Source organism: Paraburkholderia sp. OAS925, assembly GCF_040543975.1.
GTDB lineage: Bacteria > Pseudomonadota > Gammaproteobacteria > Burkholderiales > Burkholderiaceae > Paraburkholderia > Paraburkholderia graminis.
Genome location: NZ_JBEUNO010000002.1, coordinates 229,887 through 249,987, shown reverse-complemented (window position 1 = coordinate 249,987; position 20,101 = coordinate 229,887). Strand labels below are relative to the sequence as shown.

Sequence of the window (20,101 nt, the reverse complement as noted above, 5' to 3'; positions counted from 1 at the left end):
CAAGTTCATTCAGCGTTGCGTGGCCTGCGGAACCACGCAGCGGTAAAACCACAACCTATGCCGAAATCGTCACAATCCACGCGCAGTCGCACCAAGACTCGCGCGTGCGCCGTTCCTACCATGTGCGTCATGAAAACGCTCAATATCATCGACTCCCACACCGGCGGTGAACCGACCCGCCTCGTCGTGTCCGGCGGCCCCGATCTCGGCGGCGGAACGCTCGCAGAGCGGCTCGACGTATTCCGCACGCGCTTCGACGACTGGCGCGCCGGCATCGTCACCGAACCGCGCGGCTCGGACGTGGTAGTCGGCGCGCTGCTGTGCGAACCCGACGACCCGTCGTGCGCGGCCGGCGTGATCTTCTTCAACAACGTCGGCTATCTCGGCATGTGCGGACACGGCACGATCGGCCTCGTAGTGTCGCTCGCGCATATGGGGCGGATCGCGCCAGGGCGTCATCGGATCGAGACGCCCGTCGGCGTGGTGGAAGCGACGCTCAACGACGACGGCAGCGTCGCCGTGCGCAATGTGCCGGCGTATCGCTATCGCGAGGCCGTTCAGGTGGACGTGCCGGGATATGGCGTGTTGACGGGCGACATCGGCTGGGGCGGCAACTGGTTTTTCCTCGTCGCCGAACATGGCCGTTCGTTGGAGCCGGCGCACATTCCTGAGTTGACGGCGTTCAGCGCCGCGATCCGCGACGCGCTGATCGCGCAGCGGATCACCGGCGCGGATGGCGCGTTGATCGCGCAGCGGATCACCGGCGCGGATGGCGCGTTGATCGACCATATCGAACTCTTCGAGCCGGGTTCGCGCGACGGCATCGACAGCCGCAGTTTCGTGCTCTGTCCGGGCAACGCGTACGACCGCTCGCCGTGCGGCACGGGCACCAGCGCGAAAGTGGCGTGCCTCGCGGCGGACGGCAAGCTCGCCGAAGGCGCGGTGTGGCGGCAGGAGAGCATTATCGGCAGCGTGTTCGAGGCGAGCTATCGTCACGCGGACGACGGCGTCTGCGTGATTCCGACCATCACCGGACACGCGCATATCACGGCGGAAGGGCGGCTTTGCTTCGACGAACGCGATCCGTTCGCGTGGGGCATCCGCACGGCATGACGGCGGATGCATTGATCGTCGGCGCGGGCATCGTCGGCGCGGCCTGCGCGGCCGGACTCGCCGCGCTCGGCATGCGCGTCGAGGTGCTGGACGCGCAAGGCATCGGCGGCGGCGCGACGGCGGCCGGGATGGGCCATATCGTCGTGATGAACGACTCGCCCGCTGAACTGGCGCTCTCGCTCTATTCGCGCGACCTCTGGCTGCAACTCGCGCCTCGGCTGCGCACGCGCGACGCGTTCGCGCGCTGCGGCACGCTCTGGCTCGCCGCCGACGAAGAAGAATGGCAAGCCGCCCGCGCCATGCACGCCGCTTACGAAGCGCATGGCGTTACAGCGCAACTGCTCGACGCGTCCGCGCTGCGCCAATGCGAGCCGGCGGTGGCGGCGTCGCTTGTCGGCGGTTTGCGCATCGAGCACGACAGCATCGTGTACGCGCCGACGGCCGCCGAGTGGCTGCTGACGCAATCGCCGGCGTCGGCGAACATCGGCGTGCGGCTCGGCGCGTCCGTTGTTTCCGTGGATGCAACGGGCGTCACGCTCGCGAACGGCGAGCGGCGCGGCGCGCGGCATGTGATCGTCGCAAACGGCCTCGGCGCGCGCGAACTCGTGCCGACGCTGCCGCTGCAACCGAAGAAAGGCCATCTGCTGATCACCGACCGTTACCCCGAACTGATCCATCATCAATTGCTCGAGCTCGGCTATATCAAGAGCGCGCACCACGCGACGGGCACGTCGGTCGCATTCAATGCGCAGCCGCGGCCGACGGGGCAGTTGCTGATCGGCTCATCGCGCCAGTTCGACACGACCGACCCCGCAGTCGAGATGCCCGTGCTCGCGCAGATGCTGCAGCGCGCCGCGCACTATCTGCCGATGCTGCCGCAGCTCAACGGCATTCGCGCATGGACCGGCTTTCGCGCGGCATCGCCGGATGGCTTGCCGCTGATCGGTCCGGCCGGCGACGCCGTGCCCGGCGTGTGGCTTGCGGTCGGTCATGAGGGGCTGGGTGTGACGACGTCGCTTGCGACGGCGAAGCTGCTTGCCGCGCAGATCGTCGGAGAGACGGCGGCGATTCCGGTCGAGCCTTATTTGCCTGCGCGGTTCGTGCGAGAGGTGGCGCATGAGTAAGAGTGGCGAGGCGCGGGTTCGGGTGATGATCGACGGAGTGAGTGTCGAGGTCGATGCTGGGACGACTGTGGCGGCGGCTCTGGTGGTTGGCGGTTGCGCGAGCGGCACGCGACTGTCCGTGCGCGGCGAGCCGCGCGCTGTTCTCTGCGGGATGGGTGTCTGTCAGGAATGCCGCGTAACGGTAGATGGACGCGCGCATGTGCTTGCGTGCCAGACGTTGTGCCGCGATGGGCAAGTCGTGCATACGCAGAAGGTGAACGCACCGTGACTCAGCACTTCGACGTGATCGTAGTAGGCGCCGGCCCGGCCGGTCTCCACGCCGCGCTTGCATCGGCACGCGAAGGCGCGGCCGTCGCGTTGCTCGACGACAATCCGCGCGTCGGCGGCCAGATCTGGCGGCAGGGACCCGGCATCGCGCCGCAGTCGCCGCTGCGCGCTCTGCTCGCCGATTTAAGCCGCCACGGGAACGTGACTCATTTTCCGTCGACGCGCGTCATCGCGCCGCTCGCGCCGCGTGGTCTGCTGGTCGAATCGGCGGAACGAGGCGGCGCGTGCATGACATACGAGCGCCTGATTTTGGCGACCGGCGCACGTGAGCGCTTGCTGCCGTTCGCCGGCTGGACGCTGCCCGGCGTGACCGGCGCGGGCGCGCTGCAGGCGCTGATAAAAGGCGGCATGCCGGTACGCGGCGAGCGCGTCGTGATTGCGGGCGGCGGTCCGTTGCTGATCGCCGCATTGGCCACGGCACGCGCCGCGGGCGCGCGAGTGCTCGCGGTGGTCGAGCAGGCTTCGGCCATAAAGGTCGCGCGTTTTGGCGCTTCGCTTCTACGCGAACCCGCGAAGCTGCGGCAGGCCGTGAGAATGACGCGCGGTTTCGGCGGCACGCGCTACTGGACGAGCAGCATGGTCGAAGCGGCGCACGGCGAAGACCGCGTGCAACAGGTCACGATCCGGCGCGGCGAGCGCAGGGTGACGCTCGATTGCGAGCGTGTCGCGTGCGGCTTTGGGCTGGTGCCGAATGTCACGCTCGCGCAGGCGCTCGGCTGTGCCATCGACGAAGCAGGCGGCATCGTCGTCGATGCTTCGCAGCGCACCTCGGTCGAGGGCGTGTTTGCGGCGGGCGAGTGCACGGGAGTGGGCGGCGCGGAGTTGGCGTCGATCGAAGGGGAAATCGCGGGGTTGGGCGTGGGTGAACGCAGCAGCGTCGACGGATCGAGCCCCGAACTAACCGCAAGCTCCCGCCTCCGCACACTTCACGCACAACGCCAACGCTGGCGCCGCTTCGCGGCGCGCGTCGAAACCGCCTTCGCTCTGCAGCCCGCCGCGCGCATCCCGCCCGCCGACGACACCCTGCTATGCCGCTGCGAAGACGTCAGCGTCGGCGAAGTGCGCGCGTTCCAGAACTGGCGCGACGCCAAGCTGCACACCCGTTGCGGGATGGGCGCCTGCCAGGGAAAGATCTGCGGGACCGCGGCCGACGTGTACTTTGGTTGGCCATCGGCGGCGCCGCGTCCGCCATTCAGTCCCGCGCAAGTCGGCACGCTGATCGCAGCGGCTGGGCATCCGCCGCAGGCCGAATGACGTGCGCCGATCATCGCCGGCACGCGCATATTGTCGGCGAATCGGCGGCTTTATAATCGACGGCGCATGCATGGTGAATCGACCAGAACCGAACCGCATCGGCTGCAAACAACGTAGCGCCACAAGCCTCACAAACCGCTCACGCATCCGCTCTCACAACCGGCTCGGACCCACGGGACCCGCACGATGAACACGCTGGCTCATCAGTTTCCCTCCGACGAAGCACCGTTGTCCGCCATGCTGTCGCACTTCCGGCAGCTCGAGCCCGTATTCGACGCGCTGCCCGACGTCGTTTTCTTCGTGAAGGACGCCGACGCGCGTTACGCGCTCGTGAACCGCACGCTCGCTTCGCGCTGCGGCTTCAAGGAGAAAACGGCGCTGCTCGGCAAGACCGCCGAGGACGTGTTTCCGCGCCGCTTCGGCCGCATCTACACGGCGCAGGACGAGGGCGTGATCCACGTCGGCAATCAGATGTTCGATCAGCTCGAATTGCATCTTTATCCGGGACGTCAGCCGGGCTGGTGCCTGACGAGCAAGCAGCCGTTGCGCGACGCGGCCGGCAAGATCATCGGACTGGCCGGCATCTCACGCGATCTGAGAGCGGACGAGAGCAGCCATCCCGCGTATAGCAGGCTCGCGACGGTCGTGCAGTTCATCCAGGAAAACTACGTGCAGCCGCTGAACCTGAAGCAACTGGCCGCAATGGCGGATATGTCGGTCGCGCAGCTCGAGCGCTACTTTCACAAGGTGTTTCATTTGACGCCGCGTCAGGTTCTGCTGAAGACGCGGCTCGATGCCGCGACCGCGCTGCTGGTCTCGAACGACAAGGTCACCGACGTCGCCGCGCTATGCGGCTACACCGATCACAGCGCGTTCACGCGGCAATTCAAGGCGACTGTCGGCGTCACGCCGACCGAATACCGGATGCTGCTGCACGGCACGTCGAGGAACTGAACCCCGGCTTATGGTTCGCCGCAAGCATCACTATTACGTGTACGTCGTCTTGCTCGACGACACCGTCTGGAACGAGCCGCGCTTTCGCCGCGCGAATCCGGACTACCGGTTCGACAAGCCTTGCGTGTATGTGGGGATGACCGGGCTCGATCCCGATCTGCGCTTCGACCGGCACAAGGCCGGCATTCAGGCGAATCGCTACGTGCGCGACTACGGCTTGCGCCTCGTGCCCGAGTTATACGAAGTGTTCAATCCGATGCCCTATCGCGGCGCACAGGACATGGAAGTCGAATTGGCGATTGGACTGCGTGAAGCGGGGTACGGCGTGTGGCAAGCGTAACCGTGGCAAGCGCAGGTGTGCAGGCGTAGCGTTACTTAACACCGAGTCCGCGCAGCACGGCATTGCCCTCGGACGTCAAACGGATGCGCGAGCCGCCGGCATCGTTCGAAATAGTTTCGATCAGACCGGCTTCGTGCAGTTGCGGAATCTCGGGTTTCGCGGACGCGTCGATCGGCGCGTGCAGCAGGAGCAGCAGCGTCGCCAGTTCGTGATGGCTCAGCAGGCGGCGCAGGATGGTGGGGCGCTTCGCCGGCGGCGGGTTGTCGTTGGTATTTTGTTCGGGCTGGTTCATGGTGCGCACCTCGTGCGGTAGTGTCCGAGGCATGATGGGGACGAAGTCTTAAACGGTTCTTAAGAACCATTGTCCTGTAACACCGTGACACGAAGATGGCAGCGGCGCAGCTTATCAACCCTTAACGGCCGGGCTTTCGATTGCTTCCTGCTGTGCTTGCGTGACTTACGGCGCGCAGGTTTTCCCCGCGGTTTCGATCCACAGATTATTGACGTGGCGCTTGCCCGCGTAGAAGCGGTACGTTGTCGCACCATTGTCGCTGCGCACCTTGACGATGTTCGAATCGCCGAAGTCGAGCATCTGGCCTTGCGGGATCGACGTCGATTTGAAAGCGGCGTTGTGATTCGTCGCGAGTTGCGTGAGGCAAGCGACGACGTCGTTGACCGAGCGCTGCGTGGTCGTGTCCGTGACCGGCTCGCCGGCGTCCGGATTCTTCTGGAAATAGGCGCAAGCGCTGAAAAGGAGGGGAACTGACAGGACTACGGCAAACTTCTTCATATCTCTCCTGGCGTTTCGTTCGGCGGGCGGTGAGTGCAGGTGCAAGCCCGAGACGAGCGGGCTGGGCTCGCGCTGCGGACAGCGCCGCTGACATGACCGGCGATGCAGCCGCGCGGCGCGGACCGCGAATCAGGCTGCATTATATCGGGCGAGAGCCCGCTTCTAGCCGATCCGCACGGCGCGTGCCTGCCGCGTTGCTTTGCGCGGTTGCGAACCCGTAGCGGCGGCGAAAAGCAAAGACGCCAACAAGCCGACACGCCAACGCTGAGCGCCGCCTATCTCCGCCGCTGCGCCTGCGCTGCGAGCCGCACCGCCGCGTTGCCGGCGCCGTAGCCGTCATAACCGCCGCGCCGCTCGACGATCTCCATGAAGAAGCGCTGATCGAGCTGTTCCGTATAGGCGTGGAAAAATTCGCCGCCGCGCTCATCGCGGTCATACAGGATGTTGTGCTCGCGCAGCGCATCGAGCATCTCGTCCGGCAATGCGTAGCGAGCGGCCAGATCGTCGTAGTAATTACGCGGAATGCGCAGCACCGGCAAGCCATCGGCGACGAATTCGGGAATCGCGCTGAAGATGTCGCCCGTGCTGAACGCGACATGATTCAGACCCGAGCCGTGATAGGTATGCAGCGCTTCGGCGACCGCAGTATGGTGATCCACCGACGCATTCAGCACCACGCGAACCGAGCCGTCGCGGCTGCGCAGCGCGCGGCTGCGCACGAGGCCATACGGATCGGGCACGAGCACGCCGGGCTCCGCCTGAAAGCCAAACGCGGTGCGCAGAAACAGCACCCACGTATCGAGCGAATTCGCCGGCACGGCAAGGCACACGTGATCGATACGGCTGAGCGGCCCCACTTCCGCCGGGCCGTTGATGTCCGTCAGAACGAAATCGGCTTCGAACAGCGTCGGCTGGTCAGGCGTTTCGTCGACGAAGTAATTGAGGCTACCGTCCGGCGCCTGCACCGCGGGCAGCACGCGTTCGTTCGGGCCGATCTGGCCGGAAAACGGCGCATAGCCGAAGCCGGCGGCCCGCTCGAATGCCTGATGCGCATCGTCGACGCGAAACGCCGACGCGCACAGCGACAAACCATGCTGCTGGAAGAACGCATTAGCGAACGAATCGGGCTCCGCGTTCAGCACGATCGAAGCGGCGCCATGCTGATAAAGCGTCACGTCTTTCGAACGATGCTGGCCCGCCTGGCGAAAGCGCAGTTTGCCGAGCCAGTCGGCGAGATGCGCGCGCGTGGTGTGATCCACGGCGAATTCGAGGAACTGATAGCCGACGTGCGCGGGCGCGGCCGGCGACTCATAGAGCTCACCGGCCGGTTGCCGCTCGCTGTCCAGCAACGCACGCGTCTGCTCCTCGAGAAACAGCAGCGAACGATGCCCGTCCGCGGCGGTGATGGTGGTCGGCGCGGCACGAAAGCCATCGTTGAAAATTTCCAGCGAAAGCGGGCCCTTGTAGCCCGCTTTCACGACTTGAGCCGTAAAGTTCGCGACGTCGAAATCGCCCTGACCCGGAAAGCAGCGGTAGTGGCGGCTCCATTCGAGCACGTCCATTGCGAACTTGGGCGCGTCGGCGATCTGCACGAAGGCAATGCGCTCGCCTGGAATATCCGCGATGCCGTCGACGGTGTCGCCAAGCGACAGCGTATGAAAACTGTCGAGCACAAGTCCGAGATTGGGATGGTTCACCGCGTTCACGAGCTTCCACGCATGCCGGTACGTCTTGACGTGCCGGCCCCACGCGAGCGCTTCGTAACCGGCGATCACGCCGGCCGCCTCGGCCGCCTGCGCGAGCGCGCCGAGCTGGTCGGTCATCAGCGCATCGTCGCAGAGGGTGTCGGGCTGCACGTTGCTGCACACCAGAATGCGATCCGTGCCCAGTTCGTGCATCACATCGAACTTGCGTTTTGCCCGATCCAGATTGCGCGCGAGACGCTCCGCGCTCACGCCGTCGAAATCGCGGAACGGCTGAAACAGCATGATTTTCAGGCCCAGATCTTCGGCGATGCGCCGTACGTCGGCGGGCGAACCGTCGAAATACAGCAGATCGTTTTCGAAAATCTCGACGCCCTCGAAGCCGGCCGCGTGGATCGCAGTCAGCTTCTCGACGAGGGTGCCGCTGATCGACACGGTGGCAATCGAACGTTGCATGAACAGCTCCTGCAAAAACGGTCAGACGGCTTATCGCGATCGCGCGCTGTGGCTACGGCGCAGGCTCTTCGCAGCGATGTTGCGATGCGTCAAATGGCCTGGTTCGTTACTTTGTGAGCAAGACGCAGGCCAGAATTTCCCAGAATAAGCGCATTTTCCCACAGTCTATACAAACTAACTAGATGGTACAAATTCGTATAAACCCCGAATGACGGACACGGCTGAATGCGCGCACACTTCGCCATACGTTGAGAAGCGTTGCGAGCCCGCGGCTCTGCGCTTCCTGTTCTACCCGCTGGAGACGACTATGAGTTTTGCGTCAGTACTGGTCCTCAATGGACCGAATCTCAACCTGCTCGGCACACGCGAGCCGGCTATCTACGGTTCCGAGACGCTCGACGACGTCGCCCGGCTTTGCCGCGATGCGGGAGAGCGCCTCGATCTGTCCATCGATTTCTGCCAGTCGAACGCCGAGCATCAACTGATCGACTGGCTGCATGCTGCGCGCACGAAGGTCGACGGCATTGTCATCAATCCGGCTGCGTACACGCACACGTCCGTCGCGATTGCCGACGCGCTCACCGCCATTGAAAAGCCCGTCATCGAAGTACACATATCGAACGTGCATCGGCGCGAAGCGTTCCGTCACCACTCGTATGTGTCGGCTGTGGCGGACGCGATCATCGTCGGTTGCGGCACGCAAGGCTATGTGCTCGCGCTCGAGCGCATGGTCACCATCCTTAAGAATAGGGCGGCGAAATGACTACGCCAATGAATGCACAAACGAACGCGCAGGCCAGCGCCAATTCATATCTGGTCGGATTAATCGGCGCGGGGATCAGCGGCTCGCTGAGCCCCGCCATGCACGAGGAGGAAGGCAGCAAGCTCGGCTTGCATTACGTGTATCGCCGCATCGACCTCGAAGCGTTGAAGCTGGACATTTCGGCGCTGCCCGATCTGCTGATTGCCGCCGAACGCATGGGCTACAACGGCCTGAACATCACGTATCCATGCAAGCAGGCTGTGATTCCGCTGCTCGACGAATTGTCCGACGATGCGCGCGCGCTCGGCGCCGTGAACACCGTGCTTTTCAAGGACGGCAAACGCATCGGCCACAACACGGACTGGTCCGGTTTTGCGCGCGCTTTTCAACGCGGCTTGCCTGACGTGTCGCTCGAACGCGTCGTGCAACTCGGTGCAGGCGGCGCAGGCGCGGCCGTCGCGCATGCGGCGCTCGCAATGGGCGCGCAAACGCTCACGCTGTTCGACGTCGATCCCGCGCGCGCCGAATCGCTTGCCGCCGAATTGCAGAAGCGCTTCGCCGATCGCACGGTCACTGCGGGCGCGTCGCTCGACGAAACGCTTGCGGCGGCCAACGGCCTGATTCACGCGACGCCCACCGGCATGGCGAAGCTGCCGGGCCTGCCGTTGCCCGCCGAATTGCTGCATCGCGACTTGTGGGTCGCCGACATCGTCTACTTCCCGATTCGCACGGCGCTGCTGCAGGCCGCGGAAGCGCTCGGCTGCCGCACGTTGTCGGGCGGCGGCATGGCGGTGTACCAGGCAGTCGACGCGATGCGTATTTTCACCGGGCTCGAACCGGATGCCGAGCGCGTCTATACGCATTTCCAGTCACTGCTGGAACGCTAACCGGTCGCACACGCCGGTCAATGACGGATACCTAAATAGTTTGAGGAGACGACCACCTATGCCACAACCGATTCAATCCAGTCCATCCGACGCCAATCAACAGTCTGGCGCAAATACGAAAATGAGCACGAGCACGGCGCGCCGCTCGAATGCGCGTTATCAGATACTCGGACTGCTCGCCGTCGGCACGATGATCAACTATCTCGACCGCACAGTGCTCGGCATCGCCGCGCCGCAGTTGACGAAAGAGTTGGGCATCAACGCCGCGATGATGGGCCTGCTGTTCTCGGTGTTCTCGTGGAGCTATGTCGCTTCGCAGATTCCAGGCGGGCTTTTTCTCGACCGTTTCGGCAGCAAGCTGACTTACTTTCTGTCGATGACCTTCTGGTCTCTGTGCACGCTCGCGCAAGGACTCGTGCATGGCATCGCGGGCCTGTTCGTATTCCGCCTCGGTCTCGGCGTCTCCGAAGCGCCGTGCTTTCCGACCAATAGCCGCGTCGTCGCGACGTGGTTCCCGCAAAGCGAACGCGCGATGGCGACGGGCACCTACACCGTCGGCGAATATATCGGGCTCGCGTTTTTCAGCCCGTTCCTGTTCATGCTGATGGGCGCGTTCGGCTGGCGTTCGCTCTTTTATGTGGTCGGCGGCGTGGGCATCGTATTCGGCGGCATCTGGTGGCTGCTGTATCGCGAACCGCGCGATCATCCGTCGGCGAATCAGGCCGAACTCGACTATATCGAAGCAGGCGGCGGTCTCACGCAGCGGCATAGCAGCGCCGCCTCTGCCGCGGCGCCCGCGAAAAGCGGCTTCGAATGGCGCACCATTGGCCGCTTGCTGAAGCATCGTCAATTGACGGGCATCTGTCTGGGCCAGTTCGCCGGCAACTCGACGCTCGTGTTCTTTCTCACCTGGTTCCCGACTTACCTCGCGACCGAACGTCATATGGGCTGGCTGAAAATCGGCTTCTTCGCGATCATGCCGTTCATTGCGGCGTCGATCGGCGTGATGTTCGGCGGGCTCTTTTCCGACTGGCTGCTGCGTCGCGGCAAGTCGGCGAACGTCGCGCGCAAACTGCCGATCATCGCCGGCTTGTTGCTCGCGTCCACGATCATTCTCGCCAACTACGTGGAGAGCAACGTCGCGGTGATCGCGATTCTGTCGGTGGCGTTCTTTGCGCAAGGCATGGCGGCGCTCGGCTGGACGCTGGTGTCCGATATCGCGCCCGAAGGACTGCTCGGCGTGACGGGCGGCATCTTCAACTTCGCCGCGAATCTGGCCGGCATCGTGACGCCGCTCGTGGTCGGCTTTATCGTCGCGGCGACGGGATCGTTTGTCGGCGCGCTCGTGTTTATCGGCATCGTGGCGCTGATTGGCGCGCTGTCGTACATCTTTATTGTCGGCGACATCAAGCGGATCGTGCTGGTGGACTGAGCGGTTGTTTGAGTGCGAACGCAGTTGCAAACGCAAACTCAAGCGCGATAAAAAACGGGACGTGGCGCAAGCCACGTCCCGTTTTGCATTTGCGAGCGACGCGCTTCAACCTTCGCTTCAATCTTCCTTACGCACGAAACGCAACACAGCGTCGACGATCATCGCGCGATGACGCGCGCGCAACCTCGGATGCGACGGATCGCGGCCAAACGCCGTGCCGAACGTATGACGATTGCCGACGCGATGAAAGCACAGCGAACTGATCAGCAGATGCAGATCGATTGCATCGACGTCATTGCGGAATTTGCCCGCCGCGATACCGCGCGCAAGCAGATCTTCTATCGTGTGAATGACCGTGACGTTGCGGCCTTTAAAGCTCTTCACCTGCTCGACATACTTCGCGCCGTTGATGTTTTCGATCGTCACGAGGCGCACGAAGTCGCGCTGGCGGTCGTGATAGTCGAACGTGAATTCGACCAGCGCGCGCATGCCTTCCACGGGGTCGAGTTCACTGACATGCAGATCCTGTTCGAGCGCGCGAATGTCGCCATACACCTTTTCGAGCACCGCCTGATACAACCCTTCCTTGCTGCCGAAGTAGTAGTACAGCATGCGCTTGGTGGTGTTGGTGCGCTCCGCGATCGCATCGACGCGCGCACCCGTCAGTCCCATCGCGGAGAACTCCTGCGTCGCGACGTCGAGGATATTGCGTTTGGTTTGTTCGGGATCGTACTTGCGGCGGACATCGCCACGCCGCGCGTCCTTCTGCGTCGCGTCGGACGGGATGCCGTTGGTATCGGGCCCGGCGGCCTTGCTTCCCTTTTTCATTGTCTATTCGAGCGGCGGTGACGGCGCATTCTAGCATGGCGAAAACCCGCGCCGACGCGAGGTTCAAGCGCGTCGAGCGTTGCATCGAGCCCGCTCGAGACGGCTTGAATGCAGTCCACGCGCGAGCCGCCTTTAGTGTGGGCGGCGCGATAGCCGGCGGCGCGCGGCGAGCGCGTCGCGCGTTTGCATCGCGGTGTAGGTCAACTGCGCGGCGGCGAGCCCGAGCGCGCCATATGCGGGCGTCAGACCGAACGCGGCGAACGCTTCGGGCACCGGACGCTCGCCGGCAATGGCCGCGGCCAGCAATTCGCCGGAGACGGTGGTCGGCGCCATGCCGTGTCCGCCGAAGCCGACCGCGTGCCAGACGCCGTCCGCGCCGCGGCCGATTTGCGGCATCTTGTGACGCGCGTAGCTCATCAGTCCGCCCCACGCGTAGTCGATGCGCACGTCGTGTAGTTGCGGATACACCTTTAGCAGATCGCGCCGCAATAATCGCGCGATGACTTCAGGCGCGCGATCTCGTACTGAGATGCGTCCGCCCCACAGAATGCGCGTATCGGGCAACGGCCGGTAGTAGTCGAATGCGAAGCGCGTGTCGTAGACGGCCGCGCGCGTATCGATTGCATCTTGCAGACGCGCGCCGAGCGGCTCGGTCGCCATCACGTAGGTGGCAATGGGCAGCACCGCGCGCTCGACTTTCGCATGGACGTTGCGCGCGTAACCGCCGCCCGCCATCACGACGTGCCGCGCGTCGATTGCGCCTTGCGGTGTCTGCACGATAAAGCCCGCGCCCTCGCGCTGCAAACGCACGACAGGCGACTGCTCGTATATTTGCACGCCCGCATTGGCCGCGGCATTCGCTACGCCGAGCACGTATTTCAGCGGATGAAAGTGAAACGCGTTGCGCTCGAACAGGCCGCCGTGATAACGGCGGGTCTTCAATTGCGAGGCAAGCTGGTCTGCCGTCAGCGGTTCCCAATCGACGCCGAACGAATCGCGCATCAGGCGCCGTTGCGCGTCGAGACGCGCCGGTTCGTCGAACCAGTTGGCGAGAATCACGCCGGCGTCGGTTGCGTCGCAATCGATGCGATAGCGCGCGATGCGGGCGCGCATCAGATCCACAGCGTCGGTCGTAAGCGCGTAAAGCTCGCGCGCGCGAACCGCGCCTAACGTTTTCAGCAGATCGGCACAGTCGAGGCTATAGCCGCCGAACACGAAGCCGCCGTTGCGCCCCGATGCGCCGAAGCCGACTTGCCGCGCTTCGAGCAGGGCGACATTCGCGACGCCGCGTTCAGCCAGCCCCAATGCCGTCGAGAGTCCCGCAAGCCCGCCGCCGACGATGCAAACGTCGACGCTGTGGCGCCCGGCGATCGGCGCATAAGCAGAGGGGCGAGCGACAGTCGCTTCGTAAAAGTTGTCCATGGCGGCTAGCGTAGCGGCATTCGCGTGTCCGCGTCCAGCCGCTTAGCCGCTCACTTGCCGCAAGACACGGCCGCGCTTTATCTGCCCCAGCGCAACACGAGCGGATCGAGCCGCCGCGCGATCTTGAGAAGTCCTTCGCGCGTCGCGGGATGCATCGCCGGCAACGGATGACGCACCGCGTCCGAGCGAATCACGCCGCCTTCCTTCATCAACGCCTTGCACGATGCGAGGCCACCCTGGCGGTTTTCGTAGTTGATGAGCGGCAGCCACCGCTGATAATGCGCGGCGGCGGCTTCCGTATCGCCGGCAGCGTACGCGTCGACGATCAGACGAATGCCGTCCGCATAGCCGCCGCCTGTCATCGAACCCGTTGCGCCCGCATCGAGATCGGCCATCAGCGTAATGGCTTCCTCGCCGTCCCACGGACCCACGATCGCATCGCCGCCCAACTGGATGAGTTCACGCAGCTTGTTGGCGGCTTGCGGCACTTCGATCTTGAAGTAAGAGACGTGCTCGATTTCGCGGGCGATGCGCGCGAGAAACGGCGCGGACAGCGGCGTGCCGCTAACGGGCGCGTCCTGGATCATGATCGGAATGTCGATCGCATCGGACACCGTGCGGTAAAACTCTTCGATGCCGCGCTCGCCGATGCGGATCGTCGCGCCGTGATAAGGCGGCATGACCATCACCATCGCGGCGCCGGCTTCTTGCGCGCGGCGGCTGCGCTCCGCGCATTGATGCGAGCTGAAATGCGTGGTCGTGACGATCACCGGCACGCGGCCCGCGACGTGATCGAGCACGACGTGCATCAACGTGTTGCGTTCGTCGTCCGAAAGCGCGAACTGTTCGGAGAAGTTCGCCAGAATGCACAGGCCGTTCGAACCCGCGTCGATCATGAAGTCGATGCAGCGCTTCTGGCCTTCCAGATCGAGCCGGCCGGCGTCGTCGAAAATGGTGGGAGCAACGGGAAAGACGCCGCGCATCGCGGCGGCATGGGTGGTTTGGCTCATGATTCGGGCGCCTTTTAGAAGTGGTAGGGCACGGCAGTGTCGATGTCTCCACCGCCGACTATACGGCGCTGCGGCGGCCGGGTATATTGAATTGTTTCCATCCTGTGATCGCTTTTACGACTCACCGCGGCTTTCATGAAAAACACGTTGAACGTTCTGCTCGGCAAATTGCGCATGAAGCAGTTGCAATTGCTGATCGCGCTGGACGACCAGAAATCGCTGCATAAAGCGGCCGGCCTCATGTCGATGACGCAATCTGCCGCGAGCAAAGCGTTGCAGGAACTCGAGTCGATGTTCGAAGCACCGCTTTTCGAGCGCTCGAAAAGCGGCATGATTCCGAATCAGCTCGGGCATTGCGTGATCCGCCATGCGCGCCTCGTCGCGACGGACCTCACCGCGTTATGTCAGGACGTCGCTGAAATACGCTCGGGGCGCGGCGGGCGCCTCGCGATCGGCGCGATCATGGGCGCTATTCCGCAGTGCGTGATTCCCGCCGTGAATCGGCTGCACGCGGGACATCCGAACCTGTCGATAGAAGTGGTGGAGGACACGAGCGCGCGCATGCTCGCGCAACTCGACGACGGCCGCCTCGATCTCATGATCGGCCGCGCCGCCGTGGCAGCCGATCCATCGAAATACCAGTATCGTCCGCTTGCGGATGAGCCGTTATCGGTGGTGGTGGGCTATGGTCATCCGCCGTTGGCGAGAAAGGAAGTGAAGCTCGGCGATCTGGCCGATCATCGTTGGGTGATGTATCCGTCGCATATGCCGTTGCACGCGCTGCTCGAACGCGAGATGGATCTAGCGGGGCTCACAATGCCGGATAACCCGATCTCGACGGCATCGACTTTTGTGACCGTCGCGCTATTGCAAAGCCGCGCGGATCTCGTGTCGTTGTTGCCGACTGCCATCGCCGAGATGTTCATTCGGCAAAAAATGCTGCGCGCGGTGCCGGTCAAACTGAAATCGCCTTCGCAGACGTTCGGTGTCGTGACGCGCAAAGGCGGCGTGCTGTCGCCGCCAGCGGAACGCTTTGTCGAATTGCTGCGGCAGCACATGAAGATGCGCGACGAGCCGGACATGCAGAAGCCAAAGCCAAAGCGCGCACTCACCACGAAACGAAAAGCCGCCTGAACAAGCGGTTTTTTCGACTGACACTCACACTCGCGGCCGACATCGCGCAGACCTTAAATATCGCACGGTAATTCGCACTTTGCTATGTCGCCGCAGCGGGTGTTGTAGCCGCGACACTGGGGGTTTATCCGAACCAATTGCGTGCGGGCGTCCGAGCTAAACTCCTTAAAGGGTGCCGGATTTACGAGCCTGGCGCCCGTTCGGGGAGAGCAGTCATGAATCGGCCATCGGTTCGGTTTCCGCTTCGCGCCACCGGCACCAGCCCGGTGCGCAAGTGGATCAAATGGGCGCTGGCGGCGGCGTTGTTGCTGGGCTTGGCGTGGCTTGCACGCTTATGCCAGCTCGAAATAGAAACGTCCCGGCTGCAAGCGCACTATCTGTCCGAACTGACCCGCGACGTCGGTTTCACGGTCGACGACGGCCCCAGTCATTCCATTCGCTTCCCCGAAACCGATAAAGGCCCTTACGACACGCGCCTCGGTTACGCGCTGCTGCCGTCCATCCAGCAGCGCCTGCTGCAACGCGGCTTCGAAATAACCGCGCAGGCGCGCGATTCGGAACGCATGCTTTCGCTCGCGGACAGAAGTCTTTTTCTGCCGTATGCCGAGAAAGACCAGGCCGGTTTGCAACTCTTCGACGGCACTGGCGCAGCGCTTTTCAGCGCGAATTTTCCAGGCCGCGCCTATGCGAGCTTCGAGGCGATTCCGCCCGTCATAGTCAATTCGCTGCTCTTTATCGAAGACCGCTATCTGCTCGATCCGAATCAGCCAAACCGTAACCCGGCGATCGACTGGGGACGCTTTAGCCGCGCGCTGGCCGACCAGGGCGCGCGCGTATTCAATCATCATCAGCCGACGCCTGGCGGCAGCACGCTCGCCACGCAGATCGAAAAATTCCGCCACTCGGCTGGCGGCCGCACTGCAACGCCGCCGGAAAAGCTGCGGCAGATTGCATCCGCTTCTGTGCGTGCCTATCTGAACGGCCCGCAAACGATGCCCGCACGTCAGCAGATCGTCGTGCATTACCTGAATTCGGTGCCGTTGGCCGCGCAACCCGGCATCGGCGAAATCAACGGCATGGGCGACGGGCTCGCCGCGTGGTACGGCCGCGATTTCGCGGACGTGAACCGCATACTCGCCGCGCCTTCAAGTGAAGAGAATTTGGCGGCGCAAGGAGAAGCCTTCCGCGAAGTACTGTCGTTGATGATCGCGCAGCGCGCGCCGTCGTATTTCCTGCATCGCGGCTATCCGGAACTCGAGCGGCTGACGGACAGCTATTTGCGCTTGCTCGCGAGTGGCGGCGTGATTTCCGCCGCGCTGCGCGATGCGGCGCTGTCGACGAACGTGCAGTTGCACCGCGCGCCAAAACCCGCTCAAAACACGGGCTCGTTCGTGTCGCGCAAAGCCGTCACGTCGATGCGCTCGAATCTGCTCGCGGCGCTCGGCATTCCGAGCTTCTACGAACTTGACCGGCTCGACCTGCAAGCCACGGGCACGCTCAACAATGCCGTGCAACAGGCCGTGAGCGAGAGGCTTGCCGCCGCCGCCACACGCGAGGGCGCGAAGGCCGCGGGTCTGGTCGGTTTCGAAATGCTGCGCGCGTCCGACGATCCGTCGAAAATCGCCTACAGCTTCACACTATTCGAGCGGCGCGACGGCGCGAACCTCGTGCGAGTGCAAACGGACAGCGTGAACCAGCCGTTCGACATCAATTCCGGCGCGCGGCTCAATCTCGGTTCCACCGCGAAACTGCGCACCATGGTGACGTATTTGCAGATCGTCTCTCAACTGCATGGCCGTTACGCCGCTCTGAGCGCGACGGAGCTGAAAGCCATCAAGCCCGATCCAAACGATCAATTGACGCGCTGGGCGCTCGACTACTTGGCGCATACACGTGACCGCTCATTGCAACCCATGCTCGATGCAGCCGTCGAACGCAAATACTCGGCGAGTCCCGGCGAAACGTTCTATACAGGCGGCGGCGCGCAGAGCTTCAACAATTTCGATTCCGACGACAACAGCCGCATTCTCACGGTTCGTCGCGCGTTCCAGCATTCGGTGAATCTGGTGTTCGTGCGGATGATGCGCGACATCGTTCACTATGAGATGGTGCAGACGACCGGGCCTTCGTCGCAGTGGCTAAACGATCCCGCGATTCGCAATATGTATCTGACGCGTTTCGCCGATCAGGAAAGCCGCGTATACATGCACCGGTTCTATACGAAGTATCACGGCAAGACGCGCGACCAGGCGCTCGCTTTGTTGCTGCTCGGCGTGCGCAAATCGCCGCCGAAAGTCGCGACCGTATTACGCAGCGTCGCGCCCGACGAGTCCAACGCGTGGTTCAACGAGAAGATGCGCGCCGCGCTGAAAAATACGCCAGCCGCCTCGATACTCGACGATGAAGACCTCGCAAAGCTCTACGCCAAATACGGAATCGACCGCTTCAATCTGAACGACCGCGGCTATATCGCGAGCGTGCATCCGCTGGAGTTGTGGACGCTCAATTATCTGCGCGAGCATCCGAACGCCACGCTCAACCAAATTCAGAACGCAAGCGGCGACGTGCGTTTGCAGACCTATTCGTGGCTCTTCAAAACGCGTTACCACGCGACGCAAGATCGCCGCATCAAACGCATGGTCGAATTGCGCGCGTACGAGGCCATCGGCAAATCGTGGCAGGCGCTCGGCTATCCGTTCGAGACGCTGACGCCTTCGTATGCAGCGGCAATCGGCGCGTCGGGTGACAGGCCCGCCGCGCTCGCGCAACTGATCGGCCTGATTGCGAACGACGGCAACAAGGTGCCGACCGAAAGCATCACGCAACTGGACTTCGCGAAAGACACGCCATACGAAACGCATTTCCGCCGCGCGGCAACCGCGCCGCAACAGCAGCTTTCGCCGGAAATAGCGGGAACGGTAAAAGGCATGTTGCGCGATGTAGTGACGGGCGGCACGGCGCGGCGTCTCGCGCAAGGCATCACGTTCCCTGACGGCCGGACTATGGAGGTGTACGGCAAGACGGGCACGGGCGATCAGCGCTTCAACGTATTCGCCAAAGGCGCGCGCCTCATCGAATCGCGCAAGGTGAATCGCAGCGCGACGTTCGTCTTCGCTATCGGCGATCGCTTTTACGGCACGTTGACCGCGTGGGTGCACGAACCATATGCCGCACGCTACGAGTTCACGAGTGCGCTTTCCGTGCAATTGCTGAAGTCGATGGCGCCCGCGCTGCAACCGCTGCTCGAGTCCGCGCCCGCAAAGACCGCTTCGGTCTCGGTGAAGAGAGTCGCGGCGCAATGAACTGAACGCGTCGCTGCAAATCAATAAGCGGGCTCGGTCGCCGGCTTGAGAAAGAGTTCATGCACCGGCGCGAAGTGCGCATAGAGCGGCAGTATTGCGCCGCCCATCGCGCGTGCGTCGGCGCCGATTGCGCCTTCCAATAGTTGCGGACGCACCATCCCTTCCCACTCGAATCGATCGAGCACGCGCTCGGTGCGGCGAATGATTTCGCGCACCATTTGCCGGTCGAGTTCACCGTCGATCACCACTGCTTCGAGATCGAGCAGCGCTGCCGCATTCGTGAGCGCGTTGGCAATCGCGGGGCACGCGCTATCGAGCCATTCCTCGGTGTGCCGCCACATGTCCGGCGATAACGCGCGATGATCGTGCGCGGCGGCAGCCGGCTTGCCCGCTTCACTCAACAGGCGTTCGAGCACGAAGCCCGATGCCGCGTGCAGCAGTTGCCTGGCCGGCTTGCGCGCGCTGCCTTCGCGCAGCGGAATGGAGCCGACCGCGCCCGCGTTGTCGTGCGGTCCGCCATGCAAGCGGCCGTCGATTACGAGTCCGCCGCCGATGAACGTGCCCACGAACAGATACAGAAAATTGTGGATGCCGCGACCCTGGCCCATCACGAGTTCGGCGGCACAGGCGGCGGTGGTGTCCTTCGAGAATTCCACCGGGAGGCCCGTCATGGTCGCGATGCGCGCGCGCAAGTCGATCTCGTGCCATGCATCGAGCGCATCCAGCGCGTCGGGCGGCGCGCCGAGCAGATCGCGCCAGCCTCCGAGCCATAATGGCGCAGCCACGCCCACGCCGACCACTTTGCTCGCGCTCGCGCCGAGCGTCTGATTCACGCGCGTGAGCCTTGTTTCAAGCGCTGGAAACAGCGTGCGCGGATCGGGATACGGATACTCGAACACGTCGCGGCACACAACGCGGCCCGCGAAATCCATCGCCAGCACGTCGAGGCTGCGGCGCCCGACCTTGATGCCGATCGTATAGGCGCCGTCCGCGCGCAACGCAATCGGCACCGACGGCTGCCCGATCCTGCCACGCACGCGCGCCTGCTTTTCCAGCAGACCGTCGTCGATCAAACGATCGACGATCATCGACACCGTCTGCATCGAAAGACGTGTCAGGCGGCCAACGTCGGCTTTCGGCAGCGGCCCGTGCAGGCGGATCGCCTGCAGCACGATGCGTTCGTTGAATTGCCGCATGCCGACCTGGTTTGAGCCGACCGTGCGTTTGAGGGGCGGGCGCATGCCCGTGGTATCCATGACGAT

At 63.6% G+C, this 20,101-nt stretch carries 18 protein-coding genes; 11 read left to right on the top strand and 7 right to left on the bottom strand.

Features of this window, described 5'->3' with window-relative positions; all coding sequences use genetic code 11:
- Positions 1-120 precede the first annotated feature (120 nt).
- The 6 genes from ABIE53_RS19890 to ABIE53_RS19865 all read left to right on the top strand — a co-directional run bounded on the left by ABIE53_RS19890 (position 121) and on the right by ABIE53_RS19865 (position 5,112).
- Positions 121-1,113 (top strand): 4-hydroxyproline epimerase, encoded by a 993-nt coding sequence (locus ABIE53_RS19890; protein ID WP_192699775.1) that lies wholly within the window; start codon positions 121-123, stop codon positions 1,111-1,113.
- Positions 1,110-2,237, top strand: a complete 1,128-nt coding sequence (locus ABIE53_RS19885) for an NAD(P)/FAD-dependent oxidoreductase (RefSeq protein WP_192699911.1) — start codon at positions 1,110-1,112, stop codon at positions 2,235-2,237. Before ABIE53_RS19890 ends, ABIE53_RS19885 begins: the two co-directional genes overlap by 4 nt.
- Positions 2,230-2,505 (top strand): (2Fe-2S)-binding protein, encoded by a 276-nt coding sequence (locus ABIE53_RS19880; RefSeq protein WP_192699776.1) that lies wholly within the window; start codon positions 2,230-2,232, stop codon positions 2,503-2,505. Before ABIE53_RS19885 ends, ABIE53_RS19880 begins: the two co-directional genes overlap by 8 nt.
- On the top strand, positions 2,502-3,818 hold the full coding sequence (locus ABIE53_RS19875) for an FAD-dependent oxidoreductase (protein ID WP_192699777.1): 1,317 nt from the start codon (positions 2,502-2,504) through the stop codon (positions 3,816-3,818). Before ABIE53_RS19880 ends, ABIE53_RS19875 begins: the two co-directional genes overlap by 4 nt.
- Positions 3,819-4,004: 186 nt before the next feature.
- A complete protein-coding gene (locus ABIE53_RS19870; protein ID WP_192699778.1) occupies positions 4,005-4,772 on the top strand; it encodes an AraC family transcriptional regulator in 768 nt (255 codons plus the stop codon).
- 10 nt (positions 4,773-4,782) lie between these two features.
- Positions 4,783-5,112: a hypothetical protein gene (locus ABIE53_RS19865; RefSeq protein ID WP_006052724.1), complete on the top strand. Its 330-nt coding sequence runs from the start codon at positions 4,783-4,785 to the stop codon at positions 5,110-5,112.
- A gap of 31 nt (positions 5,113-5,143) precedes the next feature.
- On the opposite strand, the gene ABIE53_RS19860 is transcribed toward ABIE53_RS19865, so the two are convergent.
- The 3 genes from ABIE53_RS19860 to ABIE53_RS19850 all read right to left on the bottom strand — a co-directional run bounded on the left by ABIE53_RS19860 (position 5,144) and on the right by ABIE53_RS19850 (position 8,061).
- Complete coding sequence (locus tag ABIE53_RS19860) at positions 5,144-5,404, bottom strand: hypothetical protein (protein ID WP_006052723.1); 261 nt, start codon at positions 5,402-5,404, stop codon at positions 5,144-5,146.
- A 165-nt stretch (positions 5,405-5,569) separates the two neighbouring features.
- The gene (locus ABIE53_RS19855) at positions 5,570-5,902 is read right to left on the bottom strand and encodes a hypothetical protein (protein WP_114157611.1); all 333 of its coding nucleotides are present in this window, start codon (positions 5,900-5,902) and stop codon (positions 5,570-5,572) included.
- A gap of 275 nt (positions 5,903-6,177) precedes the next feature.
- Complete coding sequence (locus ABIE53_RS19850) at positions 6,178-8,061, bottom strand: bifunctional sugar phosphate isomerase/epimerase/4-hydroxyphenylpyruvate dioxygenase family protein (protein WP_192699779.1); 1,884 nt, start codon at positions 8,059-8,061, stop codon at positions 6,178-6,180.
- 307 nt (positions 8,062-8,368) lie between these two features.
- On the opposite strand from ABIE53_RS19850, the gene aroQ reads away from it, so the two are divergent.
- From aroQ to ABIE53_RS19835, 3 genes are read left to right on the top strand one after another with little or no spacing between them, the layout of a single operon-like run.
- Positions 8,369-8,824 carry a type II 3-dehydroquinate dehydratase gene (gene aroQ / locus ABIE53_RS19845; RefSeq protein WP_006052720.1) on the top strand — a complete coding sequence of 152 codons (456 nt, stop codon included), beginning with the start codon at positions 8,369-8,371 and terminating at the stop codon, positions 8,822-8,824.
- 8 nt (positions 8,825-8,832) lie between these two features.
- Complete coding sequence (locus ABIE53_RS19840; RefSeq protein WP_192699780.1) at positions 8,833-9,711, top strand: shikimate dehydrogenase; 879 nt, start codon at positions 8,833-8,835, stop codon at positions 9,709-9,711.
- Positions 9,712-9,769: 58 nt separating this feature from the next.
- Positions 9,770-11,143 (top strand): MFS transporter, encoded by a 1,374-nt coding sequence (locus ABIE53_RS19835; RefSeq protein ID WP_006052718.1) that lies wholly within the window; start codon positions 9,770-9,772, stop codon positions 11,141-11,143.
- A 117-nt stretch (positions 11,144-11,260) separates the two neighbouring features.
- Here ABIE53_RS19835 and ABIE53_RS19830 read toward each other — a convergent pair whose 3' ends face one another.
- The 3 genes from ABIE53_RS19830 to ABIE53_RS19820 form a co-directional block, all read right to left on the bottom strand.
- Positions 11,261-11,971 carry a TetR/AcrR family transcriptional regulator gene (locus tag ABIE53_RS19830; protein ID WP_192699781.1) on the bottom strand — a complete coding sequence of 237 codons (711 nt, stop codon included), beginning with the start codon at positions 11,969-11,971 and terminating at the stop codon, positions 11,261-11,263.
- A gap of 132 nt (positions 11,972-12,103) precedes the next feature.
- Entirely contained in the window at positions 12,104-13,393 is a 1,290-nt protein-coding gene (locus tag ABIE53_RS19825) for an NAD(P)/FAD-dependent oxidoreductase (RefSeq protein ID WP_192699782.1), read from the bottom strand.
- A 77-nt stretch (positions 13,394-13,470) separates the two neighbouring features.
- Positions 13,471-14,403: a dihydrodipicolinate synthase family protein gene (locus tag ABIE53_RS19820; RefSeq protein ID WP_192699783.1), complete on the bottom strand. Its 933-nt coding sequence runs from the start codon at positions 14,401-14,403 to the stop codon at positions 13,471-13,473.
- 135 nt (positions 14,404-14,538) lie between these two features.
- Between ABIE53_RS19820 and ABIE53_RS19815 the strand changes: the two genes are divergently transcribed.
- Positions 14,539-15,537: a LysR family transcriptional regulator gene (locus ABIE53_RS19815; protein WP_192699784.1), complete on the top strand. Its 999-nt coding sequence runs from the start codon at positions 14,539-14,541 to the stop codon at positions 15,535-15,537.
- 215 nt (positions 15,538-15,752) lie between these two features.
- A complete protein-coding gene (locus tag ABIE53_RS19810) occupies positions 15,753-18,839 on the top strand; it encodes a transglycosylase domain-containing protein (RefSeq protein WP_192699785.1) in 3,087 nt (1,028 codons plus the stop codon).
- A gap of 20 nt (positions 18,840-18,859) precedes the next feature.
- Here the strand turns inward: ABIE53_RS19810 and ABIE53_RS19805 are convergent, their stop codons facing one another.
- Positions 18,860-20,095: an ROK family transcriptional regulator gene (locus tag ABIE53_RS19805; protein ID WP_192699786.1), complete on the bottom strand. Its 1,236-nt coding sequence runs from the start codon at positions 20,093-20,095 to the stop codon at positions 18,860-18,862.
- Positions 20,096-20,101 lie beyond the last annotated feature (6 nt).